Source organism: Flagellimonas lutimaris (assembly GCF_051494225.1).
GTDB classification, from domain to species: Bacteria; Bacteroidota; Bacteroidia; order Flavobacteriales; family Flavobacteriaceae; genus Flagellimonas; species Flagellimonas lutimaris_A.
Genome location: NZ_JBNPYE010000001.1, coordinates 934,233 through 955,785 on the forward strand (window position 1 = coordinate 934,233; position 21,553 = coordinate 955,785).

The 21,553-nt window shown below is 35.9% G+C and carries 16 protein-coding genes; 8 read left to right on the forward strand and 8 right to left on the reverse strand.

All coding sequences use genetic code 11. The features are described 5' to 3' along the window. Window positions 1-71 precede the first annotated feature (71 nt). The 4 genes from ACQQ5U_RS04195 to ACQQ5U_RS04210 form a co-directional block, all read right to left on the reverse strand. Window positions 72-2,627, reverse strand: a complete 2,556-nt coding sequence (locus ACQQ5U_RS04195; RefSeq protein ID WP_437395684.1) for a M1 family metallopeptidase — start codon at window positions 2,625-2,627, stop codon at window positions 72-74. 91 nt (window positions 2,628-2,718) lie between these two features. Beyond that, a complete protein-coding gene (locus tag ACQQ5U_RS04200) occupies window positions 2,719-3,483 on the reverse strand; it encodes a hypothetical protein (RefSeq protein WP_437395685.1) in 765 nt (254 codons plus the stop codon). 397 nt (window positions 3,484-3,880) lie between these two features. Beyond that, a complete protein-coding gene (locus ACQQ5U_RS04205) occupies window positions 3,881-4,582 on the reverse strand; it encodes a response regulator transcription factor (protein ID WP_437395686.1) in 702 nt (233 codons plus the stop codon). Further along, window positions 4,575-5,849, reverse strand: a complete 1,275-nt coding sequence (locus ACQQ5U_RS04210; protein WP_437395687.1) for a sensor histidine kinase — start codon at window positions 5,847-5,849, stop codon at window positions 4,575-4,577. Before ACQQ5U_RS04210 ends, ACQQ5U_RS04205 begins: the two co-directional genes overlap by 8 nt. Window positions 5,850-6,123: 274 nt before the next feature. Between ACQQ5U_RS04210 and ACQQ5U_RS04215 the strand changes: the two genes are divergently transcribed. Continuing rightward, entirely contained in the window at window positions 6,124-6,867 is a 744-nt protein-coding gene (locus tag ACQQ5U_RS04215) for a tyrosine-protein phosphatase (RefSeq protein WP_437395688.1), read from the forward strand. On the opposite strand, the gene ACQQ5U_RS04220 is transcribed toward ACQQ5U_RS04215, so the two are convergent. From ACQQ5U_RS04220 to ACQQ5U_RS04235, 4 genes are read right to left on the reverse strand one after another with little or no spacing between them, the layout of a single operon-like run. Continuing rightward, window positions 6,868-9,234: a GumC family protein gene (locus ACQQ5U_RS04220; RefSeq protein ID WP_437395689.1), complete on the reverse strand. Its 2,367-nt coding sequence runs from the start codon at window positions 9,232-9,234 to the stop codon at window positions 6,868-6,870. A 51-nt stretch (window positions 9,235-9,285) separates the two neighbouring features. Further along, the gene (locus tag ACQQ5U_RS04225) at window positions 9,286-10,056 is read right to left on the reverse strand and encodes a polysaccharide biosynthesis/export family protein (RefSeq protein ID WP_437395690.1); all 771 of its coding nucleotides are present in this window, start codon (window positions 10,054-10,056) and stop codon (window positions 9,286-9,288) included. 14 nt (window positions 10,057-10,070) lie between these two features. Further along, entirely contained in the window at window positions 10,071-12,017 is a 1,947-nt protein-coding gene (locus ACQQ5U_RS04230; RefSeq protein ID WP_437395691.1) for a polysaccharide biosynthesis protein, read from the reverse strand. Continuing rightward, a complete protein-coding gene (locus tag ACQQ5U_RS04235) occupies window positions 12,014-13,147 on the reverse strand; it encodes a DegT/DnrJ/EryC1/StrS family aminotransferase (RefSeq protein ID WP_437395692.1) in 1,134 nt (377 codons plus the stop codon). Before ACQQ5U_RS04235 ends, ACQQ5U_RS04230 begins: the two co-directional genes overlap by 4 nt. A gap of 511 nt (window positions 13,148-13,658) precedes the next feature. Here ACQQ5U_RS04235 and ACQQ5U_RS04240 point away from each other — a divergent pair. The 7 genes from ACQQ5U_RS04240 to ACQQ5U_RS04270 all read left to right on the forward strand — a co-directional run bounded on the left by ACQQ5U_RS04240 (window position 13,659) and on the right by ACQQ5U_RS04270 (window position 21,181). Beyond that, on the forward strand, window positions 13,659-14,699 hold the full coding sequence (locus tag ACQQ5U_RS04240) for an NAD-dependent epimerase (protein ID WP_437395693.1): 1,041 nt from the start codon (window positions 13,659-13,661) through the stop codon (window positions 14,697-14,699). Between the two features lie 76 nt (window positions 14,700-14,775). Beyond that, entirely contained in the window at window positions 14,776-16,107 is a 1,332-nt protein-coding gene (locus ACQQ5U_RS04245) for a UDP-glucose dehydrogenase family protein (RefSeq protein ID WP_437395694.1), read from the forward strand. 124 nt (window positions 16,108-16,231) lie between these two features. Next, window positions 16,232-17,563: a murein biosynthesis integral membrane protein MurJ gene (gene murJ / locus ACQQ5U_RS04250; protein ID WP_437395695.1), complete on the forward strand. Its 1,332-nt coding sequence runs from the start codon at window positions 16,232-16,234 to the stop codon at window positions 17,561-17,563. Next, on the forward strand, window positions 17,556-18,452 hold the full coding sequence (locus ACQQ5U_RS04255) for a glycosyltransferase family 2 protein (RefSeq protein ID WP_437395696.1): 897 nt from the start codon (window positions 17,556-17,558) through the stop codon (window positions 18,450-18,452). Before murJ ends, ACQQ5U_RS04255 begins: the two co-directional genes overlap by 8 nt. Then, window positions 18,449-19,555, forward strand: coding sequence for an O-antigen ligase family protein (locus ACQQ5U_RS04260; RefSeq protein ID WP_437395697.1), 1,107 nt, complete (start codon window positions 18,449-18,451; stop codon window positions 19,553-19,555). Before ACQQ5U_RS04255 ends, ACQQ5U_RS04260 begins: the two co-directional genes overlap by 4 nt. After that, window positions 19,533-20,615: a glycosyltransferase family 4 protein gene (locus tag ACQQ5U_RS04265; RefSeq protein ID WP_437395698.1), complete on the forward strand. Its 1,083-nt coding sequence runs from the start codon at window positions 19,533-19,535 to the stop codon at window positions 20,613-20,615. Before ACQQ5U_RS04260 ends, ACQQ5U_RS04265 begins: the two co-directional genes overlap by 23 nt. A 311-nt stretch (window positions 20,616-20,926) precedes the next feature. Next, window positions 20,927-21,181 carry a hypothetical protein gene (locus tag ACQQ5U_RS04270; protein ID WP_437395699.1) on the forward strand — a complete coding sequence of 85 codons (255 nt, stop codon included), beginning with the start codon at window positions 20,927-20,929 and terminating at the stop codon, window positions 21,179-21,181. Window positions 21,182-21,553: the final 372 nt, after the last annotated feature.

Genomic DNA, 21,553 nt, shown 5'->3' on the forward strand with positions numbered 1-21,553 from the left:
AACACTGTAAATCAGTTATTTATAATCATTATATTGTAACTAAAGTTACACAACACCAAGAAAAATTCTCTTTACTCCTGATTTACAAAACGATACAAATTATCCGTTGCTTGAAGTAGTTTTCCTTTTAGGGAAGAATTAACATTTGGATGGTCTTTTAGGTACTTTTCAACATGCTGTAAAGCTTCTTTGGATTGATACTGCCCCACTGTGGATAAAAGCCATCTTTTTGGAAAGAAAATATCACCTGTTTTTTGTATTTCTTCGAGCAAATCCAAGGCCATGGGCACATGCTTAATTGCCGTTTTTTGACGAAGCGGATGATTCAAATAACCACAAGCTGTGGCAACCCATGACTCTTTTTCCCGGTTTTTGGCTTTCTTGAAGGATTCAAAAAAGGCATCCCTTACAGATTCATCAGATGATAACGCTGGCAACAAAAATTCAAAACGTTTCACCTTATCCGGATTTTTCAATTGCGCTTTTGCTTGTTCCAATATTGTTTCCGATTTAGGGTGCTCAAACAAAGCAAGAGACATGGCCATATCGGTATAGTCATCCTGATTCAACTTTAAGTCTGGAATTTCGATGCTTTTGTTCCAAATACCATAAAGCTTTTCTTTTGCATTATTGGAGTATGCCAATCCTTTCCAAAGTCCGAATATATTTTTTTTGATATTGGGTTCATACCCATCATCAAGGAGTCGTTTCCAGAGCATATTTTCCACCAGAACTTGTTTTTCTCTTCGTTGCTCCTCATCCAAAAAACTCCAAAATATACTGCTTACCTGTCCGCAGATCATCCCATGAACCAATTCGTTCTGTTCTTTTGAAATACTTTCTATATATAGGTCAAAAGCCTTTGTGGGTGAAATATTCCCGGACAATACATTCTCGTAGGTATTGAGATAGGCATAACCACGTGCCACCTCATCTTTTAAAGTTGGGATTATGGATAAATCCGAAGGGGCCAACGGAAAGACTCCGTACCCGAAGGCATTGGAATTATAGATTATAGCTTCTGGTTTTGGCAATCCTATAGCTAAATCCACTTCCACACTACTTTCAGAAATGGTTATAGGAATGGTACGGGTATTGTCCGGATACACCAATGTCACTTCGAAAGATTGTGGCCATAATTTGTCACTTCCATCTTCAGCATGTTGGGAGATAGAAAAGTTGGTTATTTTTCCGTCCGCATAATCTATTTTGTCTTCCAAAATGGGTCTGCCCGATTGGTTCACCCATACTTCACTCCATTTTTTTAAATCTTTTGGGGTGCGCTTATCCAAAATATTGACCAAATCGGTCCAAGTTGCATTTCCGTAGGCATAGGTGGAAATATATTCTCTTATTCCGTCCCGAAACGACTTCTCTCCTATGGTTGCTTCCAATTGACGCATCATAATCGGGGCCTTGTTATAAATAATTCCACCATACAGACTACCGGCATTCTTTAGATTATCCAAATGTTGGCGAATAGGATTGGTTCCCCGGGTTCTATCCTCCCCATAAGCTCCTCGGTAATGAGAAATCATAAATTGCAATCTGTGATTGATATCAGGAAACGTTGGATTTATGATTTTATCCGCCATAAAATTGGCGAATACCTCTTTCATCCATACATCGTTAAACCAATCCATGGTCACCATGTCCCCAAACCACATGTGGGAGGTTTCATGGGCAATAAGCTTTGCGCTTCCCATACGACGGCGTTCCGTGGCACTCTCATCCAAAAAAATGGACGATTGCCGGTATTGAATGGCCCCTACGTGCTCCATTCCTCCATATTGAAAACCTGGTATGGCCGCGAAATCCAACTTTTGGAATGGAAAGTCGTATTGCGTATAATCCTTTAAAAAATCTATGGACCGTTGGTGCAAATCAAAAATAACGGGAAGGCTGTAATCTATTTTGGTTGAATCCGTTTCACGGTATAGCAGCTTCATATCAAATACACCAGGGTTTTCAGTACTTGAGTCAAACTTTCCTGCAACCATGGAGAACAAATACGTGCTCATAGGGTCACTCTCCCCGAACTGATAATGGGTTTTACCGTTCTTATTCGAGGTATTTTCCACTGGGGCGCCACATAGTACTTCCCATTCTTTTGGGGCCGTAACATCCAAAACATAACGTGCTTTTATATTGGGTTGGTCAAAGCATGGAAACAAGGTACTGGCCCTGTCGGGTACCAAAAGGGTATATAAATAATCCTCATTACGGTTTAAGGACAGTTCTCCTGCATTAAAAGATATTTCAATGCTATTAGCCCCCTTTTTAAGATTCTCTGAAATTATAATGTGTTCCTTCTGATAATTGATTTCTTGCTCTGCACCATTCACCTGAATAGTTTTCAGTAAAGAAGCTTCTGCATTAAAATCAAGGTAGAGAGGTTGTGAGAGGTCATTGATTTCCAAATCTAGTTGTAATCGAGAAGGTATTGGTTCCTCTTTTTCCGAAGGAATATCAAAAGATAAAGCATATACTACATTGGAAACCTGCTGTTTCCTGTATTCTGCCATTTTTAGAGGAATACCTTTCTCCAATAAATCTACTTTGGGTTTTGAATCACAGGCTGTACCAAGAATCAATAAAAACAGGGAGAACACAATGTTCTTTTTCATAACAAGCGGGTTGGGTTTGAAACAGAAAAGGTACCAATTTTCCACAACCCAATCAATCAAAATCGTTTTTAAAACCTAGCTTAAGTAGGTTCTACCCCCTGATGATATAATTGATTTTTTCAACCCCTGTATTACCTGTTTTGGAATTGTAGGCATACACGGTAATTTGATAATAACCTGCTTCGGTTATTTGTAATCTCCCTTCAAAAGTGTTCTGTTTTGGATTGTCCAATGTTACTTCTCCAAAAGATTCACCATCCTTATGAACTATGGCCTTTACCTCCATAAGGTTGGAGTCCCAAATACCGTCCTTTTGTATGGGACAACCGCACATCATTACAATATTGGCTTCAATCTGCAAACCGGATTTCGGAACAGATTCCAATGCGATGTATTGATGTGTGTTTGGTTTTAGAATATCGATTACAAAACCGGAAATTTCAACCACAACGCCATCACCCAAAATATCCTTTCCCGGGATGAGCCACAATTCGGTGCTTGCATGTACCTGTGCATTTTTTTTGTTGATGGGAGACAATACTTCTACACGGACAAAAGTGGGCACATCAATATCTACAACCGCCAAAAAACCAGCAGTTTTATCATCGGAGAGTTGAGTGTAACGTTCATGGACACTTTTCATTATAACATTGGTATTGCCTGTACTTCCGACTGTATTTCCTTCTGCAAGAATTTCCCCGTTCAAGGTGTTTCTAATTATTACATGGGCACCTCCCAGAGAGCTCCCAACAAACTTGGCATCTTTGGCTTTTGCCCTGACCATAAGTTTGGTTTCTGTGGCAAATGCATTGATACAAATTGAAAATAGGATTAGAGCAAGAATTGATTTTTTCATTTCGGTAATTTTTCGATTCTAAACTTACTATTTTTTAGGACGTTTTATCAAACAGAAATGATTTTTTCCAATTCCACTAATCACAAATCTTTTAGGACATTCTTTGGGAATTCAATTTTTGAAGTTCTTTATTGGCCGCATCGATGAGGCACTTAAAATGATTGGAATCCTTTTTAGGGCAAGATTGCTGTAAATGAAATTCCGATCTTTCAATAAGTCTTTGACAATAGGAAATCTTCTCTTGTAATGGACAGTTGCATATTGTTTGACCGTAAAGATGGTCCAATTGGTGCAACGAGGGGTCAGGGGAACTATTTTTGAAAAACTTGAACATACAAATAAAGGGTAACCTGATTTTTCCATAAATACTACAAAAATCAAGCCATAACGTTTTAGTCTATTCTTCTTCCACCCGAAGCATAAAACCGCGACGGCTTATGTTAACAATGCTGAGTTTAGGGTCTTGACCAAGGTGTTTTCGTAAATGCGAAATGAAAACATTTAGACTTTTTTTGTTGAAATAGTCATTTTTATCCCAAACCGTGGTCAATATTTCCTTGTGAGTGCATAATTGGTTTTTGTTTTTGGCCAAAAGGGCCAAAAGGTCAAACTCCTTACCTGTCAATTTTATATGTTGCCCTTTATAATTGAGCTCAAAGTTGTCCATACTCAGAACATAATCCCCAATTTCATATTGGGAGACTTGGGCCTCTTCCTCCTTATCATCCACCAATCTGGACATTAGTGCATTAATACGTACTACCAATTCCTCTTCATCAATTGGCTTTTTTAGGTAATCCACCGCCCCAAGGGAAAATCCTTTTAAAACATCTATTTTAAGCGACCGTGCCGTAAGAAAAATAAAAGGTAACTCTGGATTGATGCTCTTTATTTTCTGAGAGAGTTCAAATCCATCCATGTCGGGGAGCATAACATCCAAAATGGCTAGATCGAATACATTTGTTTTAGCTTTGAGAAGCCCATCGGCGGCATCTTTGGCCCAAGTAACCGCAAAATCTTTCATTCCTAGATATTCCGAGAGCAAATACCCAAGTGAATTATCATCTTCTACCAGTAATAATTTATATATTTTATCCATTTTTGGCCAATTTAAGGGACAGGATAAATGTGGTTCCTTTTCCCAGTTCGCTTTCCACCGTAATTTTTCCACGATGCATTTTTATAATTTTTTGTACATAATACAATCCCAATCCATACCCTTTTACTTTGTGCACATCACCATTCTTGATTCTATAGTATTTTCTAAAGATTTTGTTGATGTCATCCTTTGCAATGCCCTGCCCGTTATCTGTAATACCAATCAGTAATCTCCCCTTATGGGTATGGGCCCTTAATTTGACATCGGGTTGATCCGAGTATTTTCTTGCATTCTCCAAAAGGTTCCCAATTACATTTTCCAAATGGAACCTTTCTGCCCGAATGTAATATGGGCCCTCCCCTAGCTCGTAATCAAATTTAATGGTCTCATATTCGGCCAACAGGGCAAAACCCTCACAAATTCGCTCTAAATCAGGTTTAAAATCAAATTCTTGGAACTGTAGCAAGTTTTTACCAGATTCCATACTGGCCAATTCCAATACTTTATCAATATGCTTCTTTAGTCTATCTGTCTCGGTACGGATTAGCACCACGACTGCTTTTTTATTATCAGGGAGATCTTCTTCCAAAATCTTGCTGGCCAAACCAATAGAAAAAACAGGGGTCTTGAGCTCGTGTGTTAGGTTGTTTATAAAATCGTTTGTCGTTGTATTAATACTTCGCTGTAAATAGAATGATCGGAGCACCCATACAACAACAACAACGATCACTAGTAAAAATAGCAGTCCTGGAACAATCAATCCTCTTAATTGGCCTAAAAAATATTTGTTCAAGTCTTCAAAGCCAATTTCCAGAATGATTTCCTTTTGAAGCAATTCTGGCAAATATCCTTTGATTTGTATTGGATAGGTCAAATTATCCTCCGCCTTGAGGTGTGGCCGTACAGAACTCAAATAATTTATGGAGTCACGAGAATATAGGGTATAAGAAAAAGGTGCATCTATACCGGAAACATTCAATTGATAGGAAATATAATCATTTAAATAGTATTGGGAGGCTTTCTCGAGGCTATCCAATCCTATATTCACCTCGGATGTATCTTTTCTGATAGCATTTCCCAAGGTATAGGTTAAGGAATTCACTTCTGATAATTCGCTATTAATATTCTCCCTGGCCTTATCTATTTTTTCAGAAAACTGGGCTTTTGCCAAGCCCAAACCTACCCTTAAATATTGGTACTGTACCACCAAAAGGCCAATTACGGCAATTACAAAAACAAAGACATACAGGTTCCTCTTGGTCAGCATACCGCTAAATAAACAAAAAAATGGCAGCTATTTACCCAATGGTTAACCCTATTAATCTTTCATTAACCTTTTTGATCTTTTGTTAATCCCAATGGAATGCAATAAGGCTTAAATTAGTACTTGAGTTTAGTTAGAAAATACATTAAAAGTGAATCTATCATGCCGGCCTGTTATGGGCCGGTTTTTTTTCTATCTACTTAGTGTCCTTTTATTTGACCTATGTCATATGAATAAAGCACACATATCCTTTATCTTTACAGTCCAAATTTTATGCATGTTCAATTTTTTTCAGAGGAAAAATTATTTGGCCGATTATTTACATGGCCTAGTGGATATTCACAATCATTTACTTCCAGGTATTGATGATGGTGCAAAGTCGGTAGATGAGTCCTTGTCTTTGATTAATGGGTTTTCACAGTTTGGAGTGACTAGTTTTAAGTGCACTCCCCACATCATGCACAACCATTATGACAACACTCCAAAAACTATTAAAAAGGCATTTGAACAACTTTCAAAAGAGTTGGAAAAAAAAAGTATGTCGGATGTCAAAATTGATTATGCCGCAGAGCATATGATCGATGACGACTTTGAAAACATTTTGGAGGAACAACAGGTTATGCCTTTAAAAGAGGAATATCTGCTGATTGAAATGTCCTATCTACAACCTTCCTTTAATTTTGATACCTCTGTTGAGGAAATTGCAAGACATAAATATTTTCCAATCCTGGCCCACCCAGAGCGTTATATGTACTACCATGGAAATTATGGTAAGTACCCTTCCATGAAATCGAATGGTATTTTATTCCAGCTCAATCTCCTTTCGTTAACATCAGAATCTTATGGTTCAGATGTGCAAAAGGTCGCTGAAAAACTATTAAAAGATGGCTTAATAGATTTTGTGGGAACCGATGTTCACAATAGTAGACAGCTTGAATTATTGAAAGAAATCAAACTTTCCAAAAAGGTCTTGAACAGATTACTTCCGGTAATTGAAAATACAATTCAGACTTTTTATTGATCAAGCGAATTTCCACCATTTTTTTGTGGACTTTCCATAGCCGTATCCATATTTGCCTCCGTAGCCCAAGTTGTTTTGCTTTACATTGTTTACAACAAAAGACAAACCATTAAGCTTTCCTTCGGCCTTAAGTTTTACAGGAAAGTTCAGGACCTTCTTTTCTGTGCCGTTTGCTTTTACCACATAAAGAATTTGACTTGCATATTCACTGATCAGAAGCGTATCGGTTACAACCATCAATGGAGCGGTATCAACAATTACATAATCATAAAGTTCCGATGCTTTTTTAAATAGATCGCCCATTCTATCATTCATCAATAACTCAGAGGGATTGGGTGGTATCTTTCCCGAAAATATAATATCAACGGAATTTTCATTGACCTGGGCTGGAACAATTATATCCTGAACAGTTAATTTAGAATTGACAAGGTATTCGGTCAAACCATCCTTTGTACTTCTTCTCGGCTTCATTTTATCGGCCTGGACCATATCGTCAGTTGTAAAGAAATCATATAACTTAGGATTTCTAATATCTGCACCAATAAGCAAAACTTTTTTGCCAGCATTGGCATAAATGGCAGCAAGGTTGGAAGATATCAATGTTTTTCCTTCACCTGGTACACTCGATGTAATAAATACAATGTTATCGGGATCGGATTTATGAGATCGTTGGATATAGTTGAGATTGGTTCTTAAGATTCTAAGGGATTCAGCCAATACAGACCTATCTTCTTTTTTAACCAGTTTTTTATCCTTTTTGCTCAATTTAGGAATCTCCACGATTACAGGGATATCTCCAGCAATATTTTCCAAATCCAATTTATTGTGGACTTTATTATCCAGCAAGTCTTGGATATAAATTACCGAAAATGGAACCATCAACCCAATTATTAATGCTACCAAATACATGATTTTTGGCTTAGGTTCTACTGGAAATGGTGTTGCCAAATAAGCATGGTCAACAATTTTTGCTTTAGGTGAAGCAGAGGCAAAAGCGATTTGTGCCTCTTCACGTTTTTGCAACAAGTAAATATAGAGTCCCTCAGTAGTTTGCTGCTCTCTAGAAATATTCCTCAATGCCCTTTCAGCACCAGGGGTTGCATAAATTCTAGAGTTAATCTGAGATAATTGTTTGCTCAAACTATTGACCCGAAGATTCAAGTTGTTGGTAACATTGTTTAAGCTTGACTGCATTCCACGTTTTAAACTTTCCAATTGTTGATCCAATTCCACAATCACAGGGTTTCTTTCATTGGAACTTTCCAACAAACGATTTCTTCTTGCTACCAATTCATTATAACGTGTAGCAATATTGTCTATACTGGCATCCGTAAGCCCAGCATTTGGAATAATCTCATAATCGTCCTGTTCACTCAACATATTTTGCATCGAAGAAGCAATATCCAGCTGAATATTTGCATTTTGCAATTCAGATTGACTAGCCGCACTTTGTTGAAAGTTTACACTGGATTGCGATGCTAAATCAGCTATCCCTCTACTTTCTTTAAAGTTTTCTGCCGTTTCCTCAACAGAGGAAAGATCAGAATAAATATCTCCAATACGATCATTTATGAATTGACTGATTCTATCTGCAATAGTTTTCTTATCCTGAACTTGATTCTCATTATTTTGCAGTATCAAGGAGTTAAGGACGTCAATCCCGCGTTGGGGAATAGCATCTTGCAGAGAAATATTAATTATTCTAGAAAATTCGTCTATGGTAGACACCTCTACATTGGTTCTGTATATTTGGGCAACAAAAGGAACAGGTCTGATGGTTACCTGTATATTCTTGTTTAAAAAACCGTTTAAATAATCAATATTAGGTGTAATTATTATATCTCCTATAACATTTGTTTTGATTTTTGATCCAAACGGTATCTTTTTCTCTGCTGCATCTTCTTCAACCGCATATGTAAACTCATTTTCATTCAATATTTTAATGAAAAATGAAAATTCACTTTTATTTTGAACGGAATCTACTGCCAAAAAATTAATGGCTACTGGATAATTTGGATAAATTTCTGTATTTCGTAAGTTACCCAATACTTGGTAAGAGATGTTTAATTTTAATTTCTGAACGACTTTAATAAAATTATCGCGGGATTTTAGTAGTTCTATTTCATCCGTCATTTCGGTACTTCCCTTTCCGCTAAAAACATTCAAATCTTGTAAAACACTGAGCTCTGAAACCGAATTCTTCTCTTCAATCACTTGAATTTTAGAATTTATCTGATACTTTGGTGTCGAATATCTTAGCTTAAGAAAAGCAAGAACCAATGCAATTATAACTGTAATTGCAAACCAATGCCATTTTTTCAAATAGTTATTTAAAAGAGCCTTAAGATCAAATTCAGAATTGTTCATACAAATTGGAGCGTGTTAATTTAACCTATTGAAATAAGGTTATTTGAAATATTAATTTCTAGTTAACAAGATAATGGTAGAAGTAATCAACAATGAAGCTATGGAAAAGGCCAAGGTACTCCTCTGATCTAAAGTAGATTGAGCTTTTCCTGATTTGTTGGGCTCTACATAAACAACGTCGTTTTGCGTTAAATAGTATACTGGTGATCGAAGAGCGTCCTTACTATTGAGATTAATTCGATTATATACTTTGGTGCCATCAAAATCCCTGATAACCATTACATTGTCCCGCCTACCTTTAATATTAATATCCCCTGCATAACCCAATGCCTCCAAAATAGTGATTTGCTCACCGTTGATTGGATAGGTTCCTGGACGATTGACCGCTCCCAAAATTGTCACTGTAAAATTTCGAATTCTAACGTTTATAATAGGATCTTTCAAATAATCTGACAATTTTTCTCTCAATAGGGTCTTCGTTTCGCTTGGAGAAAGTCCTTCAATTTTTATTTTGCCGATTACCGGAAAATCAATTTCTCCATTTTCATCCACCAAATAGTTAACTTGTTCCGGACGCATTGACAACCCGCCTTCTTCTGCTCCCCTAAATAGATTAAAAGGTGCGCTGGCTTCTGGATCCAGTGTAGAAACATGGATACTTACCAAATCATCTACTTTAAACTTGGAAGTAAACGTATTGTCATCAACTAAGGTTTCAAATTGGGTGGCGTCTTGAAAATAAACTACGTTTTTAGAAGATGTGCAAGAGAAAATTAGGCATGCAATAGCAAGATAACATACCAATCTGAGTTTTTGGCGCATGGAAATGTACATTTTTAGTTGTTGAGTTGAGGATGTTCAATATTAGAAGTCTTATTTACTTCTTTTATTGGATTCTGTTTGTCCAATTTACAAAAATCTGAATTGTTGGAAATATATTCCGGAACAATATTCTTCATTAATTGAACGACATTGTCTTTAAAGAAAAGGTTTGATATACAAAGTTCATCGATCATGGTGCGAACTTTTGGATAATTAATATCTCTTACTTTACTGATCATGATTTTATCATGGTACGTAGGAAGTGTATTTTCTCCATTGGCCAAAAGCTCTTCATATAACTTTTCACCTGGTCTCAGACCTGTAATCTTAATATCAATATCGCCAGGATATTGAAGCCCGGAAAGTCTAATCATATTCTTGGCCAAATCCATGATTTTTACGGATTCTCCCATATCGAATATAAAAATCTCTCCTCCTTTACCCATGGCCCCAGCTTCCAATACCAACTGGGATGCTTCTGGAATGGTCATAAAATACCTTGTGATATCCTTATGCGTTACAGTAAGCGGGCCACCTTTTTCAATTTGTTTTCTAAACAATGGTATTACAGATCCATTTGATCCTAAAACGTTTCCAAATCGGGTAGTTATAAATTTGGTTTTTCCCTCTTGCTGTCTGCAGCTGATGTACATCTCTGCAATACGTTTGTTAGCTCCCATAATATTGGTTGGGTTCACCGCTTTATCCGTAGAAACAAAGACAAACTTTTCCACTTCGTACTCAGATGCAAGGTCAACAATGGTCTTGGTACCTGCCACGTTGATCTTTACTGCTTCATAAGGGTTCTGTTCCATAAGCGGAACATGTTTATATGCTGCTGCATGGAATATCCGATCTGGTTGATATTGTTCAAAAAGGACACGCATTTTGTTTTTGTCCCTAATATCACTTACAATAGGGACAAAGTTGAAAAAACCAGCCTGCTTCAATTCTTGTTGAAGGTCGTAGAGTGCAGATTCGGCCTGATCGATTACAATTAGAGACCGGTAATTGTACTTACAAATCTGTCTAACCAATTCACTACCTATAGATCCTGCACCACCGGTAACCATGATAACTTTATCGTCAAAGTCTTTCATGACCTTACTGTTCTTTATCTCAATTGGAGGCCTATCCAATAAGTCTTCAATCTGTACTCGTTTAATCTGGGAAACTTTAAGCTCACCATTGATCCAATCCTCCACAGGAGGAACAATTTTAACTTTTACAGGAAGATCGACTATTTCATTAACCAAAGTTCTTAGTTGTTTTGGATTGATACTCTGGATAGAAAAAACAACCTCTGATATACTATGGAATTTGACGAATTCTTCGGTAAGTATGGATTTATCATATACTTTGACCCCATTTATCTGTTTTCCAACTTTTTGAAGGTTGTTATCCACAAAACCAATAACCTTCGCTCCCATTTTGGAGTGATTGGTCAATGTATTATAAGTAATGATTCCAGATTCACCAGCTCCATAAATAATCAAGTTTTTTGATGGTGCCCGCCCCCTTTTCATAATACTTTCAAAAGCAATTTTAAATACGTATCTGGATGCAGCAAGGGCAATAAAAGTCAATAAGCTATTAATTATGATAATGGACAGTGGAATTGTAAATTCATCAACAAACTCCACATATCTATTGGTCAAAACAACGGCAATGGCACCTATACTGGCCAAACATACGGCATTAAAAATGGCATAAACATCTTTAATCCCTGTATGCCTTACTACTCCTTTGTAACTTCCCGAAATCAAAAAGGCCAATGAAAACAACAAAATAATAACCGGGAGCTGGGTCCATAAACGCTGTACATCGAAATTGAAACTTAAATTGAACCTAATGAAATAAGCCAATATAAACGAAAACGAAACAATACAAAGGTCTATGAACAGTACTGTCCACTTTGAAGCATATCGCCTACCACTTCTAAAAAAGAATTCCTTGATCATTTGAGTTCGTTTTTGATAATTTTACAGATTCTTTCCAGATCATCAACCTCTAGACTAGAGCCGCTTGGCAAACAAAGTCCCCTTTCAAAAAGCCCCTCGCTCACCCCGTTCACATAAGATACGGAATTTTTAAAGACAGGCTGTGTGTGCATTGGTTTCCATAAAGGCCTTGATTCTATATTCTCGTTGTCCAGAGCAGTTCTTATTTTTTCCCTTACTTCAAAAGAAGGAGTCAACACACAAGTCAACCATCTGTTAGAATAGCTTCCTTTAGGTTCATTGACAAAAGTGATGTCCGATAAATTTGAAAGGTGATCTTTATAGTATTGAAAATTACGCCTTCTGGACTCCACCCTATCTCTGAGCACTTCCATTTGACCACGGCCTATTCCTGCCAAAACATTGCTCATTCGATAATTATACCCTATTTCAGAATGTTGGTAATGTGGAGCATTGTCCCTAGCCTGAGTAGCCAAAAACACGGCCTTTTCTTTAATATTCTGGTCTTTGCACAACAAAGCTCCCCCACCAGAGGTGGTTATAATTTTGTTTCCATTAAAAGATAAAATCCCGATATCCCCAAAGCTTCCACAATTAAAGCCCCTGTAAGAACTTCCCAAAGCCTCGGCGCTATCCTCTATCACCGGAATATCATAGTTTTTTGCTATTGCATGTACTTCATCGACCTTATAAGGCATTCCATATAGATGTACCGCAACAATGGCCTTCGGCTTTTTTCCTTTGGCCAATCTATCCTTAATTGCTTCTCCTAAAAGAACCGGTGAAATATTCCAGGTTTCCTCTTCACTATCTACAAATACAGGTGATGCCCCCAAATAAGTAATAGGGTTTGCGGATGCCGCAAAAGTGAAGCTTTGGCAAATTACCTCATCGCCTTGGCCAACCCCTAGGAGTTCAAGCCCTAAATGTATGGCTCCAGTTCCAGAACTTAAACATGCTGCATAAGTTTTGTTGCCCACAAAGTCCTCAATTGATTTTTCAAATCCCTGAACATTGGGCCCCAAGGGGGCAATCCAATTGGAATCGAAGGCTTCCTTTACATAAGCTTCCTCATTACCGCCCATATGCGGTGGTGATAGCCATATTTTCTTTAATACTGTGGTTTCCATTTCAGTTTTGGGTTGATATAAGTAGGGCGAGAGTTTTAATTCTCGAAAGTAAAAGTAAAAGGAAAATTGAGCGTTAGGAACATTTTGCCCGACTATTCGCCCAAGGAAAAAAATAATCGATTAAGTGTTTAAAAGAAAGTATTAGACCCCTAATGCAATCCCAATTATCATTTTAATTATATGATTACAACCGATTAAATGTCTTCGATAAAATTATGTCATTTAGATAGATTTAACCAAGAGCACATTTTCCATTTAAACTGGAAACCATTGTTTTGTATACATATCACCAAAATGTAATATATCCAATGTGATACAAAAACAATATTGAACTTAATCGAAGATTTTAGTATATCAACAACTCTCTTTGTACTACCCTCCTTTTTTTTTACATCTTTGCATTGTAAATGAAATAAATTTGTATTGAGAATAAGATTGTACAAAATCGAGCTCCTACAATTTTCTATTAACATTCGATCAAAAATAAGCACTAACTACACCAAACAATCATATGAAAATACTGGTTACCGGCGCCGCTGGTTTTATTGGATTCCATGTATCTTGTAAATTGATAGACCTAGGACATGAGGTGATAGGCCTTGACAATATCAATGATTATTATGATGTAAACCTCAAGTATGCCAGACTGGGTGTACTGGGCATTGACAAAGAAGATGCTTCAAAAAAAGGTATACTGACCACAAGCACCAAAAAGGCCAAATTTAGTTTTGTCCGAATGGATTTGTGTGATCGTGACAATTTATCCGAATTGTTTAAACAGGGAAAGTTTGACGTAGTGTGCAACCTTGCGGCACAAGCTGGTGTGCGATATAGTCTTGAGAATCCCGAGGCCTATGTGGACAGTAATATAGTAGGTTTTCTAAATATTCTTGAAGGGTGTCGTCACAATAAAGTTAAACATCTGGTGTATGCCAGTAGCTCTAGTGTTTATGGATTAAATAAAAAGATACCGTTCGAAACCAGTGATTCTGTAGACCACCCCGTGAGTTTATATGCTGCTTCCAAGAAGAGCAATGAGTTAATGGCACACACATATAGTCACCTTTATGGATTTGCGACCACTGGCCTCCGTTTTTTCACCGTATACGGTCCATGGGGCAGACCGGATATGGCAATGTTCTTGTTTACCAAAGCAATTTTAAATGGTGATCCGATCAAGGTTTTCAACCATGGTAAGCTAGAGAGGGATTTCACCTATATTGATGATATAACAGAAGGTGTAGTTCGAATTATTGAAGCCGATGTTTCGGAAAGAATAAAGGAGAACCAACTTTATAAATTATATAACATTGGCAATAGTAGTTCAGTAAAATTACTGGACTTTATTGAAGAAATTGAAAAAAGTCTAGGTATAAAGGCCAAAAGGAATAATATGCCAATGCAACCTGGGGATGTAGAGAAAACATGGGCCAATGTTGATGATTTGATCAAGGATTACGATTACAGACCCAACACTCCGATAGGCGAAGGTGTCCAAAAATTTATTGATTGGTACAAACAATTTTACCATTCTGAAAAAGCAATATCATAATTTCCTTGTTATTGCGTTTAAGTTTAAATACTTGTCCATATAGATTATTAAAAAAACGTATTAAATAAAATCAAACATGAATTTAACAGTAATTGGCACTGGATATGTAGGTCTGGTCAGTGGAACCTGCTTTGCCGAAATGGGAAACACGGTAACCTGCATAGATGTTGATGAAAACAAAATAGAAGGACTAAAAAAAGGTGTTATCCCAATTTACGAACCAGGTTTGGAACCCATGGTAAACCGAAACATTGATAATAGCACCCTGCTTTTCAGTACCAGTTTAAAAGATAATCTTGAAAATTGTGATGTTGCCTTTATCGCGGTTGGAACTCCTATGGGAGAAGATGGCTCTGCAGATCTCAAGTATGTCTTGCAAGTAGCCAAAGAAATTGGCGAACATATGTCAACCCCATTGATTGTGGTCGATAAATCAACTGTTCCGGTCGGCACAGCTGATAAGGTTAAAAAAACCATATCAGACGAATTGAAAAAAAGAAACGTGGAAATTGAATTCCACGTAGTTTCCAACCCAGAGTTTTTGAAGGAAGGAGATGCCATCAATGATTTCTTGAAACCGGACCGTGTAGTGGTTGGCTCTGATGATGAAAGAGCCACAAGTATTATGAGGAATTTGTATGCTCCTTTTTTTAGAAGTAGTATGGACCGCTTGATTACCATGGACGTGCGTTCAGCTGAAATGACAAAATATGTGGCCAATGCCATGCTGGCAACCAAAATCTCTTTTATGAACGAGATTTCAAATATTTGCGAATTGGTCGATGCCGATGTAAATAAGGTTCGTATTGGAATTGGCTCAGACAGTCGAATTGGATATAGCTTTATTTATCCTGGAAGTGGTTATGGAGGGTCTTGTTTTCCAAAAGATGTAAAAGCACTTAAAAGAACTGCAGAAGACCACGGATATACTCCAGAACTTATAAAGGCAGTGGAAGATGTCAATGATCGCCAAAAATTTGTCATTGCGAAAAAGGTAGTAGATAAATATGGGGAAGATCTCAAGGGAAAAACATTTGCAGTTTGGGGACTTGCGTTCAAACCAGGTACTGATGATATGCGAGAAGCACCTGCGATATACATAATCAAGGAGTTAACCAAAAGAGGGGCTGTAATCAACGCCTATGATCCAAAGGCCATAGAGGAAGCAAAACATTTTTACCTTAAAGATACTCCCAATATAAATTACTTCACCGCAAAATACGCTGCCTTGGAAGGAGCAGATGCAATGATATTGCTAACGGAATGGAAAGAGTTCAGGGCACCCGATTTTGGTGAATTACAAAAACTGTTAAAGTCACCAGTCATTTTTGACGGAAGAAACCAATATGAAGATGAAAAATTAAAGGCGTTGGGATTTGAATACTATCAAATTGGAAAAAAAGCTTAATTGATTCTTAAATGGCGTGCACCTAAGTCCGATTTACAAGTGTGCGCTGGACTTGAATATTTTTTAACCAGTACCATAGGGATTTGTTCCTCTACATGCTAGATGAGGTCGTGAAAAACGAAGGATGAAAAAAATTATCCAAAAGGTTTACAATCAATTGAACAATCAACTGGTCAAAAATATTCTTTTGGTCGGGGGTATCACTTTTGGTGTAAAAATATTAGGCTTTTTTAAGGAATTGATTATTGCCTATTTTATTGGGTTATCTGAGCTTATAGATACCTATTTGTTGGCATTTTTAATTCCAGGGTTTATAAGCACCATTTTTCTTGGACCATACAAATCGGTATTTATCCCAAACTTTTTAATTGCAAAAGAACAAGGTGAAGACATAAGCTTTTTTCTAGGAAAAACTTTATCAATAAGCTTTTACACAAGCTTAGTTCTTGTTTTGGTGACTTTTTTGGTGAGCGATGTTTTTGTGGAATTTTTATATCAGGGACACACATCAGAATACTACCAATTAATAAAAAATCAATTATATTTTTTATTACCATGTATTACAATTTGGGCAATCACCTCTGTTTTAAATGGCCTTTTAAACATTTACAAAGAGTTTTTTTGGTCCTCATTAAGTGGGATATTCACGCCAATTGCTACAATTTTCTTTTTACTATTTTTTAGGAATACTTTTGGAGAATTAGTACTAGCCATAGGCACATTTATAGGCTCATTTATTAATTTGATTTACCTTGTTATTTTATGTTATCGAAAAGATATTTTGAAATTGAGATTCAGATCTGGGAGAACAAGCAGCATATCTGAGATGATTAAACAGATACCTGTCAAAATAGCATCAGCATTAATCAATGGGTTGAATGAGCCAGTTGATAAATATTTTTCGGCACAATTAACCATAGGTAGTGTCTCAGCTTTAAATTATGCCAATAAATTACCCGCTTTTGCGATTGGAATATTTGCCATTGCAATAGGCAATGTGGTTCTCCCCCATTTTTCATCATTGGCGGTCAAAAGTCATTCATTGGCACTAAAAGGAATGAAAAAAATGTCTTCAATTGTATTCATAGCAGGGCTTATGATTGCACTAGCAATGTTCATTTCATCCGAATTTTTGATTTCACTACTGTTTGAAAGAAATGAATTCAAACCAGAAGACACTCAATTTGTTTTTCCTATCCAGCAAATGTTTGTACTTCAAATTCCATTTTATGCTGTCGGCATTATTTTTAATCGATTCTTAACCTCGATCAACAAAAATAATTTTCTGGTCATCAGTTCAATCATTAGTCTGGCTTTAAACATAGCTCTCAACACCGTTTTCATAGATTTAATGGGCGTATCAGGTTTGGCGCTGGCCACATCAATTGTTTCGCTCACTAATACGGTGGTAATATTTATTTATATTTCAAGATTAAAATCAAGTTTAAATGTTTAGTGTAATTACTCCAACATATAACAGAGCACATACCTTGGATAGAGTATTCGAGTCATTGTGCAACCAAACCAATAAATCATTTAATTGGATAATCGTCGATGATGCCAGTAATGATAATACGGAAGAAGTGGTAAAACGCTATATCAATCAGACCAATGATTTTAAGATTGAATATCATAAAAGGCCCGTGAACCAAGGAAAACCTGCCGCTCTTAATTACGGATTTGAATTTTGCTCTGAACCCATTACTATAATTGCAGACAGTGATGATTCCTTTGCTCCCAACACCATAAATGATCTTAAGGAAATTTGGAACCGAGTGGATCAAATGAAAAATGGCAAGAAAATAGCAACTGTTTGGACGCTTGTTGAAGATGAAAATCATAATGTTGTTGGCGAATATTTTCCCTATGATTTTTGGCAAACAAATCTTCATGACAGGTTGTTGAAAAAAAATATGCCAGTAAAAGGTGAAAAATGGCATAGTTGGCGAACAGAAGTTCTCAAGAAATACAATATGTACAGCAATGAAAATTGTCATATTGGGGAAAGTGCAACTTGGCACGCGATTAATTTAGATTTTGATTTTCTTCACTTAAACCTCATCCACCGAATGTATTTTTATTCAGAAGATGGATTAATTGTAAAGAAAAGATCAAAACTGAAATCAGCAATGACCAAGTATTTTACGGCCTACCACCAGCTAGACATTGTTAAACCATTAAATATCATTAAATATGGGTATTATAACAGGTTAGCTTTTAATTATTTTAAATCCAAAGTCTTTTTCAGATTTCAAAGAAACGACTTGGGGTTTTTAAAAAATTTGATATGCCTACTCATTTTTCTTTATCTTCTTCCGAAAATCCTTGTTTACCGTAGAAAATGAATAAAGCTTTAAAATATATTGCTCTCGGTTTTTCCATTTTAAATTTTCCCACAATTTCATTGTATTTATTTGGAGGTTCATTGGGCAGTCTATTTAGTGCCCTAAGTTTTTTATTGATAATCATATATGCAGTTTTTTCAAAATCAATATATCCTTCTATTTGGTATTTGTTAATATGGGCATCCTATTATATTATCTCTGGTTTTCAATTGGATAGTTATTATGATCCAAATGAATTTATCGCGCGTACGTTCAAATTTTTGATTATTGCTGTATTTGCTGGAGCTATTTTAAAACATACCTCTTTAAAAGAAATGTATTGGATTCTTCTTATTGGGGCATCAACAGTCATAATAAATGCCGTTTTCTTTCCTGATAATTATGGCAGGTATGGTGGAGTTTATATAGATCCAAATGCCGCTGGTTTTGTTTGTATTGCAGGTTATGCATTAACCTATGAACTTAATAAATCAAAGGATAAAATTCTCGGGCAATTTGTCTTTAGTCTTGCTGGCTTTTTAACCTTTTCAAGAACATTTATACTTATTTGGTTATTGGTCAATTTAATATCCCTAAAAATCAACTTAAAAAATGCCAGGATTTTTGTTTTAGGGGCAGTAGTAATAATCATCATGATAACTTTTTCAGAAGCATTACAACTTAATGCTGTCCGGTTTAAACAATTAGAATCCATCGTTACAAACGAAAAAGTTAATACTGGCGAATTAAACGAAGATTCCAGAACGGAAACTTGGGCTATGTTTTATGATTATATAATGGATAAACCTTTTATAGGAAACGGGCATGGGTCTTTTCAAGCAAATGGGGTTCATCGGATTGGCCCTCACAACACTTACTTATTTATTATTGGTGAAGCGGGTATCATAGCCTTTTCAATTTATTTGGCATTTCAATTTGTACTTCTCAAAAAAAGTATTCAGTATTTTAACAAACATCCATCTTTTATAATGCTCTTTATAGCGCAAGGTTTGTTTTTACTAACAAACCACAATTATTTCACATCTTATTATTTATTGTTTGTGGTTCTATGGTTTTATCAAAATATCAAAAAAGCAGAAAATGAAGATCGACTTTATAATTAGTGGACTCAATCCAGGTGGAGCTGAAAGGGTTATGGTTCTTTTGACAAATCATTTCTCAGAAATTGGCCATGATGTAAGATTAATTAGTCTTAATGAAGGTGATGCCTACACGGTTTCAAAAAGTGTCAATAGAGTAAAGTTGCATAAAGGGTCTATTAGAGCGGCCAGAATTAGAGGTTTGGTCAATCTATTTAAATTTTATAAAGAGAAAAAGAGCAGACCCGATGTAATTATCTCATTTATCACTTTGATGAATTTGGTTTCCATTATTGTTGCCAAGTTTTATAAAATCCCGATTATAGTCTCCGAACATAATAGCTTCCTAAGGTTTCAAAATCCAAAATGGCTTTGCGATTTTACAAGGACTTTTCTTTATCCCAGGGCAAATTATGTAACGGTTCTTACTTCCTTTGACTTACCCTATTATAATAGAAAAGGATGTAATACCGTAGTAATGCCAAACCCAGTTACGTTCAATCCAATTTCAAAATTACCAACTTCAAGAAATAAATACATACTTGCTGTTGGCAACTTAGATCGATATCATCATAAAGGATTTGACAATCTGATTCGTTTAATAGAACCCATTCTAAACAAGAATGTTGATTGGCAATTAAAAATAATTGGAGGGGGTGAAAATGGAAAAATATTTTTGAATGATCTGGTCGCAAAAGCAAGTCTATCTGACCGTATTCATTTTACGGGCCAGATAAATAACGTCAAAGAGCTAATGTCCGAATCAGAAATATTTATTTTACCCTCCAGGTTCGAAGGCTTGCCTATGGTTCTGCTTGAAGCTATGTCACAAGGAATGGCCTGCATTGCTTACGACTGTAAAACCGGCCCCGCTGAAATGATTGACAACAATTTCAACGGTTTATTGATTGAAGATCAAAATGAAGAAGAAATGAAAAAAGGTCTGAGCCGACTTATTGATTCTGAAACATTAAGAATTGAATTGGGAAAAAATGCTATCAAAAGTTTGCAAAAATACGACATTGATAATGTATCCAATCTTTGGACAAAGTTATTTAAGGAAAGTGCTAATATACCAAAGTAAGTGTGTCATCATTAATTTATTTTCTATTATGAAGTCAATCAATACTTTATTGTAAATAATAACTAGCAAACAAGACTACCTAAATTATTTAAAACAAGATGTATTGGCACGAGGCATTGATACAAAATCAATAAGGAAAAAACTAAAACGATACTTTTCCCCTAGTCCAACATGGAAATTTCAAAGAAGACTTAGAAAGGTTTAATATTACTTAAATTGCAAAAAAGACCCGATTTCAAGAATCTATATAATTTTCTTGAGAAAAAGATTTAGTAGTATTTCTCTAAGACTTGGTTTTTCTATACCCCCAAATGTATTTGGCCCAGGTTTGTGTAAATATAGGAGCGTCTGGCGGCTACCCTGAAGCACCTCAAATAGGCGATAATGTTTATATTGCACCTGGTGTTAAAATATATGGAGACATTACCCTTGGCAACAATATAGCAATAGTGGCAAATTCCTCGGTTAACAAATCATTTAACGAAGATGGGATATTATTAGCTGGTTCTCAGGCAAGAAAAATAAAAGAGATTAACATTTACAGAATAATTAAACATATTCGATAATGGTACTTTCCTTTCAAAAATTTAGGGTGCAATTTATCAAATGTCCTTTTTTCAAAAGATTTCACTTACATTCATCAAGATTAAACTTTCCAACAATTAGGTTATTAAAAAACAAAAAAAGCCAATTGCTTTACTAGTTTGAAATTATCAAGAATAAAACAACACATTATTGAGTTGTTCGTAGGTTTTTATTTTTGCCCGTATTAATCATACTTTAAAACAGGTAAATAGTTTCTTTTAAAATAGCTTCTACTTTTTCATTGATACAGCACTTATTTACCTTACACACGAGTTATCTATTACACTTTCCACTATTTCCGTTTGCTTATCTCAATATATTTCAAACAAGAAAATTCACGAGTTCAATAGACA

Coding starts and splice junctions, on each gene's coding strand:
- ACQQ5U_RS04240 (WP_437395693.1), top strand. CDS start 13,659: ATGAAAATACTGGTTACCGGCGCCGCTGGTTTTATTGGATTCCATGTA.
- ACQQ5U_RS04225 (WP_437395690.1), bottom strand. CDS start 10,056: ATGCGCCAAAAACTCAGATTGGTATGTTATCTTGCTATTGCATGCCTA.
- ACQQ5U_RS04235 (WP_437395692.1), bottom strand. CDS start 13,147: ATGGAAACCACAGTATTAAAGAAAATATGGCTATCACCACCGCATATG.
- murJ (WP_437395695.1), top strand. CDS start 16,232: ATGAAAAAAATTATCCAAAAGGTTTACAATCAATTGAACAATCAACTG.
- ACQQ5U_RS04215 (WP_437395688.1), top strand. CDS start 6,124: ATGTTCAATTTTTTTCAGAGGAAAAATTATTTGGCCGATTATTTACAT.
- ACQQ5U_RS04230 (WP_437395691.1), bottom strand. CDS start 12,017: ATGATCAAGGAATTCTTTTTTAGAAGTGGTAGGCGATATGCTTCAAAG.
- ACQQ5U_RS04200 (WP_437395685.1), bottom strand. CDS start 3,483: ATGAAAAAATCAATTCTTGCTCTAATCCTATTTTCAATTTGTATCAAT.
- ACQQ5U_RS04210 (WP_437395687.1), bottom strand. CDS start 5,849: ATGCTGACCAAGAGGAACCTGTATGTCTTTGTTTTTGTAATTGCCGTA.
- ACQQ5U_RS04205 (WP_437395686.1), bottom strand. CDS start 4,582: ATGGATAAAATATATAAATTATTACTGGTAGAAGATGATAATTCACTT.
- ACQQ5U_RS04245 (WP_437395694.1), top strand. CDS start 14,776: ATGAATTTAACAGTAATTGGCACTGGATATGTAGGTCTGGTCAGTGGA.
- ACQQ5U_RS04195 (WP_437395684.1), bottom strand. CDS start 2,627: ATGAAAAAGAACATTGTGTTCTCCCTGTTTTTATTGATTCTTGGTACA.
- ACQQ5U_RS04265 (WP_437395698.1), top strand. CDS start 19,533: ATGAAGATCGACTTTATAATTAGTGGACTCAATCCAGGTGGAGCTGAA.
- ACQQ5U_RS04270 (WP_437395699.1), top strand. CDS start 20,927: ATGTATTTGGCCCAGGTTTGTGTAAATATAGGAGCGTCTGGCGGCTAC.
- ACQQ5U_RS04260 (WP_437395697.1), top strand. CDS start 18,449: ATGAATAAAGCTTTAAAATATATTGCTCTCGGTTTTTCCATTTTAAAT.
- ACQQ5U_RS04255 (WP_437395696.1), top strand. CDS start 17,556: ATGTTTAGTGTAATTACTCCAACATATAACAGAGCACATACCTTGGAT.
- ACQQ5U_RS04220 (WP_437395689.1), bottom strand. CDS start 9,234: ATGAACAATTCTGAATTTGATCTTAAGGCTCTTTTAAATAACTATTTG.